Annotated in this window: 11 protein-coding genes and 1 pseudogene; 10 read left to right on the top strand and 2 right to left on the bottom strand. The window is 46.9% G+C overall.

What is annotated here, in order from left to right:
* The gene (locus NLBNIHML_RS16760) at positions 1–561 is read right to left on the bottom strand and encodes a dihydrofolate reductase family protein (protein WP_339238790.1); all 561 of its coding nucleotides are present in this window, start codon (positions 559–561) and stop codon (positions 1–3) included.
* 75 nt (positions 562–636) lie between these two features.
* Between NLBNIHML_RS16760 and NLBNIHML_RS16755 the strand changes: the two genes are divergently transcribed.
* The 4 genes from NLBNIHML_RS16755 to NLBNIHML_RS16740 all read left to right on the top strand — a co-directional run bounded on the left by NLBNIHML_RS16755 (position 637) and on the right by NLBNIHML_RS16740 (position 3,801).
* Positions 637–1,545: a helix-turn-helix transcriptional regulator gene (locus NLBNIHML_RS16755; RefSeq protein ID WP_339257996.1), complete on the top strand. Its 909-nt coding sequence runs from the start codon at positions 637–639 to the stop codon at positions 1,543–1,545.
* A 60-nt stretch (positions 1,546–1,605) separates the two neighbouring features.
* A complete protein-coding gene (locus NLBNIHML_RS16750; protein WP_494352367.1) occupies positions 1,606–2,532 on the top strand; it encodes an oxidoreductase in 927 nt (308 codons plus the stop codon).
* A 262-nt stretch (positions 2,533–2,794) separates the two neighbouring features.
* Complete coding sequence (locus tag NLBNIHML_RS16745) at positions 2,795–3,064, top strand: CD3324 family protein (protein WP_494352366.1); 270 nt, start codon at positions 2,795–2,797, stop codon at positions 3,062–3,064.
* A gap of 188 nt (positions 3,065–3,252) precedes the next feature.
* Positions 3,253–3,801: a hypothetical protein gene (locus tag NLBNIHML_RS16740; RefSeq protein ID WP_494352365.1), complete on the top strand. Its 549-nt coding sequence runs from the start codon at positions 3,253–3,255 to the stop codon at positions 3,799–3,801.
* Positions 3,802–3,881: 80 nt separating this feature from the next.
* Here NLBNIHML_RS16740 and NLBNIHML_RS16735 read toward each other — a convergent pair whose 3' ends face one another.
* Complete coding sequence (locus NLBNIHML_RS16735; protein ID WP_494352364.1) at positions 3,882–4,742, bottom strand: GNAT family N-acetyltransferase; 861 nt, start codon at positions 4,740–4,742, stop codon at positions 3,882–3,884.
* A 251-nt stretch (positions 4,743–4,993) separates the two neighbouring features.
* On the opposite strand from NLBNIHML_RS16735, the gene NLBNIHML_RS16730 reads away from it, so the two are divergent.
* The 6 genes and pseudogenes from NLBNIHML_RS16730 (at position 4,994) to NLBNIHML_RS16705 (ending at position 17,598) form a co-directional block, all read left to right on the top strand.
* Entirely contained in the window at positions 4,994–5,587 is a 594-nt protein-coding gene (locus NLBNIHML_RS16730; protein ID WP_494352363.1) for a hypothetical protein, read from the top strand.
* Positions 5,588–5,787: 200 nt separating this feature from the next.
* Positions 5,788–7,938 (top strand): sensor histidine kinase, encoded by a 2,151-nt coding sequence (locus NLBNIHML_RS16725; RefSeq protein ID WP_494352362.1) that lies wholly within the window; start codon positions 5,788–5,790, stop codon positions 7,936–7,938.
* Between the two features lie 4 nt (positions 7,939–7,942).
* The gene (locus NLBNIHML_RS16720) at positions 7,943–8,641 is read left to right on the top strand and encodes a response regulator transcription factor (RefSeq protein WP_339238782.1); all 699 of its coding nucleotides are present in this window, start codon (positions 7,943–7,945) and stop codon (positions 8,639–8,641) included.
* Between the two features lie 399 nt (positions 8,642–9,040).
* A pseudogene (locus tag NLBNIHML_RS16715) lies at positions 9,041–9,100 on the top strand (hypothetical protein); the annotation flags it as partial.
* A gap of 17 nt (positions 9,101–9,117) precedes the next feature.
* Positions 9,118–9,921 carry a septum site-determining protein MinD gene (gene minD, locus NLBNIHML_RS16710; RefSeq protein ID WP_339257988.1) on the top strand — a complete coding sequence of 268 codons (804 nt, stop codon included), beginning with the start codon at positions 9,118–9,120 and terminating at the stop codon, positions 9,919–9,921.
* A gap of 588 nt (positions 9,922–10,509) precedes the next feature.
* Positions 10,510–17,598 (top strand): InlB B-repeat-containing protein, encoded by a 7,089-nt coding sequence (locus NLBNIHML_RS16705; RefSeq protein WP_494352361.1) that lies wholly within the window; start codon positions 10,510–10,512, stop codon positions 17,596–17,598.
* Positions 17,599–17,631 lie beyond the last annotated feature (33 nt).

The raw sequence follows: 17,631 nt of genomic DNA, 5'->3' as shown, positions 1-17,631 counted from the left end.
CTAGACATTTGAGGGCGTGTCCACTGCATCGCTGTTCTGTACCTCATAACGAATCGAGATGATCTGTCCGAGCGTCTGAGTTCGGATCATTTTGAATTGACTTGGCACAGTGCCTGTCGGGAATAAAGGGATGCCATCACCAAGAACTTTGGGAATAATGGCGACCTCAATCTCATCCAGTAATTTTTGGGCTAACACAGCTTCAACCAGTATTCCGCCACCCACAATCCATACGTCTCCGTCAGAATCCTGCTTTAATCGGGGAATGAGCGTATCTACCGTCTCGGTTGTAAACTGTACATGCGGAGCGGGAGGTTGTTCCGAGCGGGAAAGCACATACGTTGGGCGATCCGCATAGAGAAAATCTTCAGAAAGTGTAAGCACCTCTTCATACGTATAACGTCCCATAACAACGCTACCGATCGTTTGATAAAACGCCGCATACCCGTTGTCTCCACCATCACCCTCCACATCAAATAACCAATCTACCGAACCGTCCGGTCTTGCGATATATCCATCCAAACTCATAGCAATGTACAAAATGGTTTTGTTGTTGTTCATAGTAATCGCTCCCTTCTACAATGTATGTTACACTTTAACTATGACAAAAGTTGACGTAGTTAGGAAGTTGAATATATGAATAATCGGAAACTGGCCATCATGAGACTGATGGATTCCAGACAGAAGTTTACAGCCCGGGAACTGGCAGAACGATTTGACGTATCTGTACGTACGATCCAGCGAGATCTGGATGCATTGCAGGCACTGGGTTTTCCTTTGTACACCGAAGTTGGTGTTAACGGGGGATATCGGGTGTTGCCCAATCGGATCTTGCCACCTCTTCAACTGACACAGCAGGAGGCATTAGGACTATTTATGATGCTGGAGTATCTACAGCAAGTCCCGGATTTTCCGTACGGTTCCATGCGTGAACATCTGGCTGAACAGTATTTCTCCACTTTGCCTCAGGATGTACAGGACCTCATTATGCGGATGAGAGAGCATATCACTTTTGTCCAGCATCCCGGTGAGCATGCCGAACCTTTAACAACCGAGATATTGGGTGCAGCGGTGGAAAAGAGAGAAATCCAGTTTATGTATCATGCCCGCAATGGTCATAAAAAAGTCCGGGTCTTTCCCTATGGCATCTACTATGGGCAGGGGTATTGGTACATGCCAGCACGAAATAAGGATCGCGTGTTGTTGTATCGGGTGGATCGCATGCAGCAGTTGGTCGTAATGGAATCGGTTGATGAATCTGTTCCAAGCCTGAAGGCGTGGCTAGATGCCAAAGAAGACAGAGCAAGCGTAGAAGCGGTGCTGCAATTCACGGAATTTGGAGCAAGGATGGCCGCTTCAGATGTGTTGTTCAAGTCGGTTGAAGGCAACGAGTGGCGTGGAATGGTTCCGCCCGAGGAGTTTTCTTTTACAGCACGAAAGTTACTCTCCTATGGCCCGGAAGTGAAAGTGATCTCGCCCCCTGAATTGAAACAACAGGTTAGAGAGTTACTCGAACGGAGCATAAGTCAGTATGGCAGGGGATAAAAAGCTATATACGCTCGATATTTGGGTAGTAAGAAAAAGATAAGAGAGGTGTGTAGAGATATGAGCACAGTGTGGACTAAAGACATCATCCCGACTGTATCCAATAAAGTGGTGATTGTGACAGGTTCGAACGGTGGGTTGGGGTATGAAACGGCATTAGCGTTAGCTGAAAAAGGTGCGAAAGTTATCCTTGCTGTTCGTAATGTGGAAAAAGGTGAAAAGGCAGCTAACCAGATAAAGTCGTCTGTACGTGTAGCTGGAGAGGTCATCGTTATGCACCTTGACCTTAGTGATTTAGCCAGTATCCGTAAGTTCGCAGCCGCGTTTCTTGAGCAATACGATTCCTTGTCCATTCTCGTTAATAATGCAGGCATTATGAATCCTCCATTCCAGTTGACGAAGGATGGCTTTGAGTTGCAGTTTGGTAGCAATCATCTAGGGCATTTCGCGCTTACGGGCCTGCTATTGCCCCGATTGATTTCTACTCCAAAATCGAGAGTGGTTACTCTAAGCAGTTTGGCAGCGGGTAATGGCGCAATTGATTTTAATAATTTGGATGGCTCCAAAGGATATGCTCCCATGAAGTTCTACAGTCAAAGCAAGCTGGCCAATCTGATGTTTGCAAGAGAACTGCAGAATAAGTTTAATTCCGCCCATATGGATTCTATGAGTATCGCCGTTCATCCAGGAATTTCGAATACCAATCTGTTCTCCTTCGGTTCGGGGAAACCGGCGAATATATTCATGCGGAGTCTTCTGAAAATCATTAGTCAACCTGCACACATGGGGGCATTACCTACTTTGTACGCTGCAACAAATCCAACGATTACGGGAGGAGAGTATATTGCTCCTGGCGGTATTGGTGGTACTAAGGGCTATCCCAAGACCGCCAAGGTTATCGAAAAATTATATAATGCCGACATTTCAAACAAGCTATGGAGCGTTTCAGAAGAATTAACAGGGGTTTATTACCGATTTGACGTGTAGATTTTGCCATTAAGATAATTATTCCTTATTATGGTATAGATAGTTGAAGTTCTTCAGCACGAATATGAATGGGGGGCTACCATGATTCGATTCATAAGAAGTTTCACGACCCGCTCTATGCAGAGTCCATGTGATGAACAACGGCGGTTGTTTGCATAGAGCCTGGAATTCATTTCCGCCATACCATTGTAGTGCATATTCAATGTGTTCATCGTAAGACTCTGCTGCCTTAAAGATTTTAACTTTTAAGGAGTGGAGCAACATGAAATATATTAATGCGGATACCATCTTCCCGGAAGAATTACTTAGAGAAATACAGCGTCATATCCCTGGTGGCTTAATCTATATTCCGCGGCCCAAGGGTGCCCACAAGAAGTGGGGCGAGAACTCGGGCGGCAGAAGGATTATTAAGGAACGGAATGTTGAAATCCGCCAGCTTTTTGCTGCGGGATCGACCATTGATCAGCTTGCAGTGCAATTCTGTTTATCCGTGGATAGCATCAAAAAAATTGTATATTGCAAAAAGGGATGAAACTATAGAAGCTACGTTCGAGCCATCGAATGTGGCTTTTTTCCTGTAAAGAAGAATAAAGAATGGTTATGAAGGATTCTTTATATATTCGGGGCTGGTGATATTGCGTACAATTCATATGACGGTGCAAGGATGCGAGAGGGAGTTCTTGAAATACGTTTTCAAATTATCTGACAGGGTTGGTGAATATGAATATAGAAGTGAAATTAACGAATAAAGACGAGGCGTATGTGATTAAAAATATGTACCCGCTATATCTTCATGATCTATCCGGTCATTACGGTCTAGGTGGAGAGCATACCCCGAATGAACACGGCATTTTCGAACCGAGTCCTGATTATAAAACGTTACAGGATCAGTATGATGTACAGAACATCTGGTGGGAGCAACCGGAATGTCTGTATCCGTTTCTGATGATTGTGGATGGCGTTCCAGCAGGGTTCGCATTCATAGCCACGCCGCCATATTGCTCACAAGGAATAGACTTCTTCGTACATGATTTCTTTCTGATGCAGCCGTTTCGAGGGGTAGGCGTGGCTGAACACGCAGCTTCGACAATCTTCGGAAGGTTTAGAGGAAGATGGGAGTTGTTCACCAATCCATCGGAGAACAATAAGATCGGCCAGTCTTTCTGGCGGAAAACAGTGGCTAATTATACCGAAGGTCACTATCGGGAAATGTACGGACATACGTTTGATGGCTATAAATTAATTTTCCAATTCTCCAATCATCTCTGAACTAAATTTACTGGTCTAATAAAAGAAAAGAGAGAGAACGTCCTCCTTGCGGGAACGTCTCTCCCTCTCTGTACTTCCTCCTATAGTTTACCGCTGAAATAGTGATACTCTGAATTCACCTCAAAACCTACACTACGGTACAGATTCAAAGCGCGTTCGTTCTCGGTAACAACGGATAGGCGAATATCTGTATAGTGTTGTTTCCTTAGGAGATTCACCAGAATATGAAGCGCAGTGCGTCCTATTTTTCGACCCTGATAAGCGGGTAAAATACAGAAGTTATGAATAAATGCAGTTGTTGCATTAATGGAGTTGACCCGTACCAGTCCAACAGGCTGTTGATCCTGCCATGCAATATAGGTAACTCGGGTGGGTTCATTCGTTTGCATAAAGTAATTGCGTGTCCAGTCCTCCGAATCTCCAAAAGCCTGGGATGTGCAAGTGACCATAAACTCCATATCCTTGGCTTCTGCCACGGACAACGTTAGTTCAGGCGATTCCACAACCCCAACGACTTGATTCACAAGTTGCATCGAATACTCCGCACGATCATAAATGGCTCCAAGGGACTGGGCAGTAAGAACACCCGAGGATAAGCCCTGAGGAACGCGATAACTGAGTTGATTAATCCCCTGTGGTTTCATGTCCAGGATGGCTTGTTTCAGTAGGCTGGTGAACACACCTTGGCGACGATAATGCGGATGTACGATGGCATTAATATTCCCGGTTACGCCGTCAGAATTATACCAACTGAGGAGTCCTGCCAAATCACCGTCACGATAACAGAGGAGCGCGTGGTCTCCGTCTTTTTTGCTAATATGATCAAGGTCTGCCTTGAGATGCACGGAATCGAGCTGTTTACATTGTTGTTCGAGCAAAATAATAGCATCAATCTGTTCCTTGGAGTCATAGACCATGGGTACGACTTGATAAATTGACATAGCTTTCACACCTTCATTGTTGAAGGAAACACGCAGTTATTGGACCCGCAGGCGCTATCCTTCGAGAGTTGGTCCATTTGTAATTTTAATCATCATCATCATTATCGCCTCCAAATCACTTCTCGATGACTATAACATAATCTATTACGAAAGGGGCATGTGTTTGTTTGGATGTGTCCAATAACTGGACATTATATCCTATTAAAGGGATAATTGAGAGTAATACAGACGAGAAAGGGAGGGGGTTAACCATGCGTAAGTTCGTTTATGTGATGGGTACATTATTTCTTTCCGCCGCCATGTTAATGGGGTGTACACCATCTGAACCAGCAGAAACCACTGAACCTGTCACTCCACCAACAACGGAACAACCGAGTGATATGAGTGATCAGAAGGCGATGGCGGAGGAGCAGCAACAAGCGCTCGAAATGTCGCTGGAGTATAAGACAACAGAACTCACCGTGGATGGCAAGGACTATGAGGATACGTTAGAGATGGAAGGGTTATTGGCCAAAGGAGAGACTATGAAGCCATTCCTAACCTCCAGAAATTATGAGGCTTACATGGCTAATCGATATATTGTCTTACCTCTTCAGGTTGCACACATCGAACAAGCGAACTTGCATCCTGAAAATATTGAAACCAAGATCAAAGACAGCAAGAGCGACTGGATTCTGGTGGAGTACACGCTCGATCTGAAATTCACAGACGAGAACGGAAAGGAGATCAATTCTATTCCGCTATCGGGCGATATCACCTTTTTGCAGGATAAGGGAGAATGGCGCATACAGGATGATACGTACAATAGGGATGCATTCGCAGACATCATTAATAGTTCTCTATAGTTCATGAAGTATGCACTACAAAGTGCATACTTTTTTTGTGGTGTCGTGCCAGCTAAGCGAGGGTTGTCAAAGGGGCGTGATCTTGAGGTTTGCTCTAAGCTATTCCTAGAAATTTGCAGAGTACATTCTTCCGCATTGATGATATTATTTGGGTAATCAGCTTACTTATTGCGCTTTTGTAGAATGGGGTTGGGTTCATCATGAGGGGGATTCTTCGAGTCGGTTATAGTAAAATCTGGTTTTATATCGTTGCTGCCATTGTTGTTGGCTTGGTTGCCGGCTATGTCGTTCTCTCTACACCGGATTCATCTAACTTCCAAAGTGAAGAAGGTGTTCTGGATCTAACACAGGTTCAGCTCCGTACGAATCCCCAAAAGTTAACAGGGGAGTGGGCTTTCTACTGGCAAGAGCTGTTGTCGCCTGAGGATATACGGGTTCGTTCACCAAGGGAGGGACACCAGACCCACTGGATCAATATCCCTAGCTCTTGGTCAGGCTACCGGTTAGAGGGAGAGAAGCTGGGTGGGACAGGCTATGCAACCTATCGACTGATTATTCAACTAAGCGAGCAGGATCAAAAAGAGCGTCTTGCTCTGCGGCTACCCAGCATTTTTCACGCTTATAAATTATGGGTGAATGGCGAGCTCCTGGCACAAGTTGGTAGGGTTGGTCAGGACAAGAACAGTATGATCCCGCATCTGGCAACGAAGCTGTTATTTGTTCAGCCTGAAAACGATACGTTAGAGTTGGTGATGCAAGTATCTAACTTCCAACATAATCGGGGTGGTATTACCAAGTACATCGAGCTGGGCGGCAGTGATGTACTAACGACCAACACCAATTTGAATCTTGCCGCCGACATGTTCATCACGTCAAGTCTGCTGGTGATTGGCTTGTATAATCTGCTGTTGTTCATTCTGCGACGCAAGGACAGAGCACCATTATATTTTGGCCTATTCGCTGTACTGCTCGGTGTCCGATCCTTACTCAACGGTGAGCTTGTCCTTACACAATGGCTGCCACAATTCCCTTGGGAATTGCAGTTCAAGATCGAGTATCTGACACTTTGTGTCAGTGGATTTATCATCACGATGTATTTTGATTGCATTTTTCCGAATTATGTATCACGCTGGTTTCATTTTGTCACCCGGATCGCAACGGGGGCATTTTGTATCTTTGTTGTGGTAACCCCTGCGCTGATCTATACTCCGTTTTTGCTGGTAATTGGTGTAATGGTAGTTCTACATATGGTGTATCTGATGGTCGGGCTGGTTCGAATGGCTGTGCGACGTATGGAGGGAGCGTTGATCTTCCTGTTGGTGTCGGTGGTTTCTTTGATCACTGTTGTCAACGATTTCTTATATTACAACGGATGGTCGCTGATCGGAAATACATCACCGCTTGGTTTATTGATATTTACGATCGCACAGATGATTCTGCTTTCTTCGAGATTTACGAGGACGGCATCCAATGAGGAGAGAATCTCACGTGAGTTGCAGTATGCTAACGACAAGCTGATCGAAATGAATATGAATCTGGAACGGACCGTGCAGGAGCGAACTCAGGCCTTATCTACAGCCCATGAGAATCTCCGCACTTCGTATGACCGGTTGCTTCACTCTGAGCAAGGAAGGAAGAAGCTTCTTGCCTATATTACGCATGATCTGCGTATGCCGTTGTCCAGCATGCTTGGGTATGTAGAAGCCATACAGGACAGAGTCAAGCCGGAACGTAATGAACAATATTTGAAGTATATCCGAGATAACACGATAAGGATTAACCGCATGATCGAGGAGTTGTCCTTTTTGTCGCATTTGGAGACCGGACAAGTCTCGTACCGAATGGAGCCGGTTCAGATTATTCCCTTCTTGCATGATTTATTTGAACAATATGAGCTTGTTGTACGTGATGCAGGATTGGATTTCATTTTGGATATTGAAAAAGCAGAGGATCCACGATCTAACTTGCCAGTTGTCGAGATGGATGCCAAAAGAGTAGAGCAGGCTTTATTTAATCTCTTGTCGAATGCCATGAAGTTCACCTCTAGGGGAGGGCTGATACGTATTGCGTTAGCTGTGGTCGAGGTGAATCATACTCGTCATGCGAACATTAGCATACAGGATTCTGGAATGGGTATTCCTCCGGATCAGCTTGAGCAGATTTTTGAACGTAATTACAGATACGATCGTCCGGGCTTGGGGAATGGAATAGACGGCAGTGGGCTAGGGCTAGCGATCTGTAGGGAAATTGTACTTGCGCATGGAGGAACGGTTCGAGCGGAGAGTGACGGTAAGATGGGGGCGACATTCTATGTGATGCTTCCTTGTATCGGGAGCGAAGGAAAGGGATGATGGAATGCAAAATCACAGAATTATGATCGTCGATGATGATCCCCATATATGCGAGATTGTTCAGGTGTATTGCGACAGAGAAGGGTTTAACTCCACATACAGTCATAGCGGGACAGAAGCGATGGAGCTGCTTACAACGTTCAAGCCCGATTTGATTGTATTGGATGTATTGCTGGCTAATGAAAACGGTATTGATTGGTGTAGAAATGCGCGTAACTTGACCAGCGCGCCGATCATGTTTCTGAGCAGCCAGGAAGAAGATGAAGTGAAAATTAGCGCATTATCCTATGGTGGCGACGATTATGTGACCAAGCCGTTTAGTCCGGGAGTTCTCATGGCCAAGATCAAGGCTCATCTTCGCAGAGTATCAACGGGTAGAAGGGAACAACTGCTGGAGTTACCGGGTTTGACACTGGATTTCTACACGCAGTCCGTCAACATGGGGAGTAAACCTATCTTTTTATCCAAAAAAGAGTTCAGTCTGTTGTCCTATATGGCGCAAAACGTGGATCGTGTCGTCAGTGTCGACACATTGTTTCAACTCATCTGGGGGATGGAAAGTCTGGAAGATACGAGGACAGTTGCTGTACATATCAGTAATTTACGTAAAAAAATTGAGACTGACCCCGCTGATCCCGAACGAATCATCACGATTCGAGGGAGTGGATATATGCTGGTTGCTACCAGTGTGTCACAAGCATGAATACAGCGGTAAGGATGGTAGCCTACCATAAATAGGGCGAGATATTCGTAAAATATTAGGGGTAATTTGCCCGAACCGGGTTTGGGATAGTTTTTTCTAAATGGGAAAATCGCGTTGGGGCAGTACTTGACGCTATTTTCCCATTTTTTATTCATTCCTCTAGCTTCGTAGTTGACTCAAGGTATCAAATCCCTCAACAGAAGTTCCGCGCTTTTCCATCTTCGTCAAAATGATGTGCCATCTCTCCGAAGAATTTAACGATCCAATACGAACGGATTTAAAGTTTTCTTTAGGTTTCTCAAGTAGGTTAATCCATCATGATAAAATCACTATGGTCGATATAACGACATATTTCATCAAATGGCAACTGATTAATGCTACGAGGGCGGTACATTCAAGCCGGATCAAACGATAACACGTGAAGAAATGGTTGTCTTGCTGTCTCGCATTAGTACTTGAAGAAGGAAGTGGCTCCAATGGCACGAGTTATATGTATCACATCAGGGAAAGGTGGAGTTGGCAAGACAACGGTGACGGCTAATCTGGGGACTGCCCTTGCCTTATCGGGGAACAGGGTTTGCCTGATCGACGCTGATTTTGGATTGAGAAATCTGGATATTCCGCTTGGTTTGAGCAATAGGGTAAACTATCATATTTCCGATTTTCTGACCGGTCGATGTGCTTTACATCAAGTGATTGTCAAAGACAAGCGAATTAGCACCTTGTTCTTCATCTCCTGTAGTAACGACGTGATGCATCACGATGATCCGCAAGTTTTTCGCGAGGTCGTGCAGCAAATAGCCCAAGATTATGATTATGTGCTGATTGATTCGGCGGCAGGCATTGAAAATGGATTCTGGAATACAGCTTTAGCTGCAGATGAGGCTATTGTCGTCACTACCCCTCATCGAACGTCGCTTCAGGACGCTGATCGCGTAATCGGATTGTTAGAAAATATATTTCAGGCTCCTCCGCAGCTCATCATTAATATGGCCGACAGGCAGGAAGCTCGTTCGGCAACGGTAAAGATGGAGGATATCATCGATATTCTCAATATCGGTGTGATAGGCGTGATTCATAGCGATGTAGAAGTTATACGTTCCGTACATAAAGGCATCCCGATTGCACTTGATCCCGAGTTTGAAAGTGGGCAGCGCTTCCGGCACATCGCCCACAATGTGGCGAAGAATCAGCAGAAGAATTTTATTTCATTAAATTCCAAGAAGCATAGAAGTATTTTTTTGCTTTCTCAAAGACTGCTCTGGGGGAAGAGCAGTTGATATATTTGATTCTGGTATATGGATCGTTTAGATACGGATCATCTGGATGGTCTACAGACTAGCTAAAAGAATTTATGAAAATTAGTGGTGTGGGAGTTACCTTCCCTAGCCGCTATTTTTGATGTCTATAATGTTCTCGTTTGCGATTAGTTGCTTACTTAAAGTTTTCTTTATAATTCACAAGTGTCCCTATCTCGCATGATAAAATACGGAAGAAAAAACGACATGTTTTGCCTGTGTCGGTCATAATTCGACTGCGACTGATAAGAAAGATCGGTGAACGACTTCATTCTGTGAAGTTGGTAGCATCGTAGCCAGAAGCAGTCAGATCTCTCCAGTCGGATGTTTAGCTGACTTTGATGTTCCGAACGTGCTGAACGCAGCTAGGACAATGCCATGTCTGTATGTAAAGTTTATTTCCCCGCTTGATCTCCACGTGCCGGGCGAACTGACTCGGAGGAAACCAATGATCCCCATCTGGGTCAATGGTTTCCGCTATTAGTCTGGCTTTATTGATTAGCTTGGTTAGCAACAGATTTTGGACGGTATTTTTTTAGTTTGATCTATACATAGAAGGGATGAATGAACGTGAAAAAAGTAAGACAGGGATGGAAGGTGAGCCGTCAGGTCCTGATGTGGATGCTGGTGATCAGCTTAATCGTGTCTGCCGTGCCCATATTACAAGCGCAATCGGCAGCAGCGGCTGAACTGCCGATGCAACAGACCAAAGTTACCACATCCAGCGGGTTCCAGGATGTGAGTCCGACGGATTGGTTCTACGATGCAGTCGTTCATGTGCAGGAGAAGGGCATACTTAGCGGGACCGCTGCAAGTACCTTCTCACCTAAAGGGACAATGACGCGTGCCATGTATGTGACGGCACTCGGACGGATGGCTGGGATAGATACAGGGACGTATTCTACTTCAAGCTTTGCTGATATACAGGTGGGCAGTTGGTATGCGCCGTATGTCGAATGGGCAGTTAAGCAAGGGATTACTGACGGTACGGGTGGAGATAAATACTCGCCGAATGCCACCGTATCCCGTGAGCAGATGGCAACGATGACGTTGCGGTATTTTGAAAGCGAACAGATTCCATATCAGACCGAGAATCTGGTCACGACAGAGCCGGGTGATCTCGCGAATGTATCGCCTTGGGCGGCTGACGCGGTCGTCAAGCTGTGGCAAGCCGGTGTGTTCACCGGAGACGCCAAGGGCAACTTCCATCCGCGTGCGCAAGCAACTCGCTCGGAAGCTGCGGTTCTTTTCATGCGCAACAATGCAGTTGTAGAGGCGTGGAAACAGCAGAATTCAACGCCAGTGACGCCAACACCTGAACCAACGCCGACGGTGACACCAACACCGACATCACCAGTGACATCAACGCCAACGCCGTCACCGGGCGGTAATAACGGTGGCGGAACGCCTGGAGATAACGGAGGTAACCCAGGTACGGGTTCCACTGCGTATACGCTCACGTTTGAGAGCAACGGAGGCACGGCGATTGCTGCGCAGAAGGTGCGAAAAGGCCAGGTGCTAAATAACCTGCCGGCTCCAACAAAAGAGGGATATATATTCCAAGGGTGGTTTACAGATAGTGATTTCTCGCTCATCTTTGCAGAGGGTAGTACGCTAACTGAGGATATGAAGTTGTATGCGAAGTATACAGATAGCATAGATAATGCCGTACAGAGCACACCAAGCTATTCGGTATTGGATGTGGCACCGGACTTCACGATTGCAGTAAACGATGCATCAGGCAACCTGACAGTATCCGAGGTTCAAGCGAATATGACCTTCTCAGACACGGCGAATCCCGACTTTGCTGGAATTACCGTCACTGGCGGGAACGGGGCTTTCACGGTAGCGTCCGCAGCTGAAGACGGAAGATTCGTTGAAGGCAATACGTATCAACTGAAGTTGAATAGCGATAACCTGTCCTTCCAAGGTCAGGATGCGACGACGAGTATTTACGTTTTTAGTGTTGCTAAGCAAGAGGTTCTGGACATTCCGCTGAACCCTAACATGATCTACCTTCCATTTACGGATGTCACGGATATGATATTGAATGGCGAAGCTGTGGGTTCACCTGAGATTTCGGTAGTTGCCACGACGGTGGGCGGTAGCGAAAATGCGCTTGCCGAGGCGAATGCGAGCAGTGGAACGTTCGTGTATTCCGGCAGCACCGTGATTCAAGTCGGCAATACTGTCGCCATATATCAAGGGGTTCGTCCCGATCGACGCACGTTAGAAACCACCGGCGCTGACGACGGCGATGTGGCCTATGTCCAGATTACAGCGGTAGACGGAAGCACTTATACCTACGATCATGCGGATATCAAACAAGTATTGCTCAAGCCGGATGTTCTGCCGGTGAGTGTGGAAGCGGACACAGATGGAGATCGGAACAACAATTCCATCACAGTTGAGCATACCCAGATGAACTACAGCGACAGCCTGTATGAGCCTTTCGGCTTGGATGAGTTAACCACGGTGGATGTGGGTGACTTTATCGGCTTTTATGAAGGCAACTTTGCTGAAGATGGTTCTCGAATTGTCGGTTATGGACGTATCACTTCGATTACGCCTGAAGCTGAGATGGACGTCATCGAATATACTGATGCCACGATTGGGGATATTGAGAATGTCTTCAACATCTATCAGCAGCAAGCGATTGACGGCGATGATCTGTTATCGGTAGAGCAGATCGCGGAGCTTGAAGAGCAAATTGAGCAGCAAGCGAGAGACAGCGGATTCGTCAATGAAGCCGCGGATTATCTGTCTGATATCGCCATGGAGACGAAGGAAATTCAGGAGATCAAGGCTCAGTCCTCCCTAGCGGCCGGTAAAGGGAGCCGGGTAAGTGTGGAGAACCTGACCGTTGTTGCTTCACTCGGCACGAGGCTGAAAAATATTGACGGCAGAACCTCAGGCGTAAGCGCTACATTACAAGTGGGCGCCGATATTGTTGTCAATATCAATGAAGACAGCGAACTTGTCATCCATATGACGGGTACTTTCGTCCAGGAGATGAGCCTGGATCTCGGTATTAATGGGGATATGCAAGGGCATTGGCTGAAAAAGTGGGGAATTCCTTACTGGTACAGCATTGATGATTATGTAATTACGGCGAATCTGGATGCTTATAGCTATACCGGAATGAATATCACGGCAGAGATAGCTCTCGTTGAACGCGATAAGTTAAATGATGCACTGAATGACTGGGTGGGCGAGAAGAACGCTGGCAGGTTGGGAAAGGTCCAGGACATTGCGACACAGATTAAAGCGGTAATGGCGGGTGTGCAGGATACTGCCGTAGATGCGGAATCGTTGAAGGAAAAGTATCAAGAGATGTTGGAGCAAGACACGGAATGGGTTCCGTTAATCAAGAAGGAGCTCTTTGAAAAGAGCGTACGCGTGGCTTTAGGTATTGTGGAAGTCAAATTTGAAGCGGAGTTTGTGGTCAGCGCCCAGGTGAACCTGACGGTGGGGGCAGATTTCTACTATAAGATGGCCAAGCGTTACTCGGTTAGCTTGCGCGTATTGAGTTTCAGTGGTTCGAGCAATACGGTCAGCTTGCCGGGAGACGGAGATTACCAATTTACCTTCTATGTGATGGGGACGATCGGTTTACGAGCTGGTATTCATATGGAGGTCAAAGCGGGGATTGGAAGCGTCAAGTTGAATAGTATCGGGCTTGCTGTAGAACCTGGTGTGTATGTGAATCTGTGGGGCTACTTCTATTATCAATTGAAAAATATTAGCGGGGTGGAGAGTACGAAGTCTCTAGGCGCCCTCTTCGTTGAGATTGGCATCTATTTGGAGGTTGAACTCGGTGCTCAATTAGGAGATGGCGCACTCTCTGGCGGCGTGGAGCTGGTCGATGAAGAGTGGCCACTGTATACAATTGGAGAAGAACAGAACGTCTACGACTTCGCCTATCCTCAGGATAAGTCGCTCAAGGTGAACATGGCGGGTTCTGCGTCATCCATCGCTGTACCGGAGTTGTGGGTCACGATGAATACCTTTGATTTGAAGACAGGCGATACGGATGAAAAAGCGTATGATCGCTCGAATTTCGATATTCAGGTGGACAATCCAAACTTCAAGTATGACGCAGCAAACGGGATGATTGAAGTGGTGGACAAGAACATTCAGGTGAGTGATGGCAATCTGGTTATCACCTGGAAGGGATCGCCGGGGTCGTTCACGTCCGATCCGCTCAAGCGTACGATTCAGTTAAGCTGGCTTGCCAGAGTAGGTGACTACATCCTTCAGCTGGATCCTCAGAACGGCGGAGTGACCCAGGTTGTGGCGGCTCCGTATAACGCGCCTATTAACGTAGTCACCCCAGTATATCCAGGATACACATTTGACGGCTGGTATACGGCCGCTTCCGGCGGCACGAAGATCACGATTCCGAGCCGAATGGCTGCGGAGGATCGGAAACTGTATGCGCACTGGATTGCGAACAAGAATACGCCGTATACCGTTGAGCATTATGTGCTAGACCCGAACAGCAGAACATTGGCTCCGCCTGTGGATACGGAGAATTTGACCGGAACAACGGACACGGAGATTCGCATCAGCTCCGACAGGTTTAAGGAGCAAGGATATTCGACAGGTATGGTAAGCGGCGTATTGATCAAGGGTGACGGCACAACGGTCGTCAGAGTGAATTACTCTCCGGCGAATCGTAAAATGACTTTCGTTGGAGGTTATGCCGGCGCGCCCCAAATCTCGGTAACAGAAGCCGTTGGCAAGAACATCGCTACTCGTATACCTGTGCCGACAAGGCAGGGATATACGTTTGCCGGTTGGTCGCCAGAAGTTCCAAGTGCGATGCCGATTGAGGATACTACGTATACAGCGAAGTGGACGGGGAGAGAGGGTACGCCTTATCAGGTCGTATACTTGCTGCAAAATATCGGAAGTGACACCTATACGGTTGCAGATACGGAATCGTATCGTGGAGTTACGGGTACCGAGGCGAATATGACGGACGTCAAGCCGAGATCCTATGATGGCTTCGTGCGGGACGACAGTATTTCGGTACTGACGGATCTAATCACGAGCAACGGCAAAACGACGCTAAAGGTATATTATAAGCGTGATGTATACCAAATGACGGTGGATTATAACGGTTCTGGAGCAGCAAATAAAACGGATAATGTTCCTTTCGGAGCAACGATGCTGTTGCGTCTGGGCACTCCGACATGGCAGGGATATAGCTTTACGGGTTGGTCGCCAACGCCGCCGACCACGATGCCTGCCGAAGATGTCCATTTTACCGCTCAGTGGGCAATGAACGACTACACCGTAAATTTCGACAGTAATGGTGGGTCCGAAGAAGTGCCGGCTCAGACTGTAGGGTTTGGCGCTACGATTAGTACGCCGACTGAACCGACGAAAGATGGTTATGTATTCGGCGGTTGGTACAGTGATAACACGTTGACGAATGCTTACGACTTCGCTGCAGCAGTGACGGCGGATCTCACACTGTATGCGAAGTGGCTGATCCCTTACACGATAAGCTTTGAGAGCAATGAAGGGTCGGAAGTCGCAGCCCAGACAGTGAACGAAGGCGCCAAGGTGGTGGTCCCTACTGCTCCGACGCTGGAAGGCTATGTATTTAGCGGCTGGTACAGCGATAGCGAGCTAACGAACGCCTATGATTTTACGACTATGGTGGTAACGGGAGACCTCACGTTGTACGCGAAGTGGACGGTTTATGTACCGAATACTTATACTGTAACTTTCGAGAGTAATGGCGGATCGGTAGTCACAGAACAGACGGTGAACGAAGGTGCCGTGGCTACTGCTCCGGGTGCTCCGACACTGGAAGGCTATGTATTTAGCGGCTGGTACAGCGACAGCGAAATGACGAGGTCTTATGGTTTCACGGAAGGTGTAACGGCGAATGTAATGCTGTACGCGAAGTGGACGAAGAATAGCTACACAGTGAGCTTCAACAGTAACAGTGGAACGTCAGTGAGTAATCAGTCTGTAAGTGAGGGTGAAACGGCAACGATTCCTGAAGCGCCGACACGTCCAGGGCATGTATTTGAAGGCTGGTATAGCGATGCTGGTCTGAATGAATCTTACAGCTTCACGACACCTGTGATGAACAACCTCACCTTGTACGCGAAATGGACGGCTATTTACACGGTCACCTTCAACAGTAACGGCGGATCACTGGTGGCTGACCAGAATATGCAAACCGGCGGTAATGCTACGGAGCCTGCCGTACCGACAAGGGATGGTTACACGTTCAACGGTTGGTACAGCGACGCTGGACTGAATGAAGCCTACAGTTTCACGACATCGGTGACGGGTAACCTCGCGCTGTACGCGAAGTGGACATTCAACAGCCGCACGGTGGACTTTGACAGTAACGGTGGGGCAGCAGTAAGTAGTCAGACGGTGGTTACTGGCGACAAAGCTGTGGCACCTGCTGCGCTGAAGTGGGCAGGGTATCGATTTGAAGGATGGTACAGCGATCCCGATCTGGAGATCGTCTACGACTTCGGGACGCCGGTGACGTCAAACATCACCTTGTACGCGAAGTGGACCATGACATCATGGCTGCAAGTAGGTGACTTGTTGGAATTGAATAGTAAGTCCAATGTCATCTTCGACAGTCAAGGGACTCCTTACGTGGCTTATATAAAGGACAATTACGAAGTATTTGTAATGCAATATAAGGGAGGCACGTGGCAGCCCTTGGGTAATCAAAGCGATCTTGAAAAAGCGGGAGGATTGGGGAGCTCAGCTATATCGCTTGGAATAGACAGTAAGGACAAGCTTTATGTTGCTTATAAGAATGGCTCAGGTCAAGTAAGTTTTAAGAATTATAATGATGAACATAAGTGGTGGAGACCAGTATCTACTATCTCTGATTTTAGTTGGAATGATGGAAAGGCGAGCAGAAAAGTGGATAAAGTTAATGATAGCTTCTTCATTACCTTTGATAAGGATGATAATCCTTTTCTGATGTTTAGAGGTGTTTTGGTCGGTAATGCTGCGGAACCGTCAATGCTCATGTCATGGAGATATTATAGCGATAGGGGACGGATACAAGAAGCGAGAATACAGGCATTCGCAGGTCTAAGAGCCTTCCTCGCACCATTACCAAACAACGGCATGTATTTATTTGCTCCATTCAGGTCATCTAGTACCCCTGTGGCAACAGGATATAGTCTGGCAGATGGGTCATGGAAACAATTAGACCCTAAATTATATCCATACCAAATAACTCCGAATATGGATGCTGCATCCGCGCTGGATCCATCTGGCGTACCTTATATGATCTATCTGAGCAGTTCCAATGGTGTTGAAATGTGGAAATATCCGCACTCCACTCCATCAGAAGATACAGCATGGGAAAAGGTGAGCACTCCCGGATTCTCGGTGGGTTCATCTCAAGAAGTAAGCATGGATATGGCCTTTGACAGCGAAGGAACACCTTACGTTGCTTATCGAGATGCAGCAAACGGCAACAGGGTGACTGTGTTGAAATATGAGAATATGGACTGGAGACCCGTAGGATCTGCCGGGTTCTCCACTGGTGATGCTCTTCAGCTAGACATCACCATAGACAGCACCGATAACATCTATGTGAGTTATAAGGAACAAGGTAAAATGAACATGATGAAGTTTGATCCTAATTTCAAATAACCTTGATAGATCAGACTGGCAGAAGAGCCTACT

The sequence above is a fragment of the Paenibacillus sp. JNU01 genome (assembly GCF_059130585.1).
The sequence above is the reverse complement of the archived record's forward strand: the minus strand, read 5'-3'. Positions and strand labels throughout refer to the sequence as shown.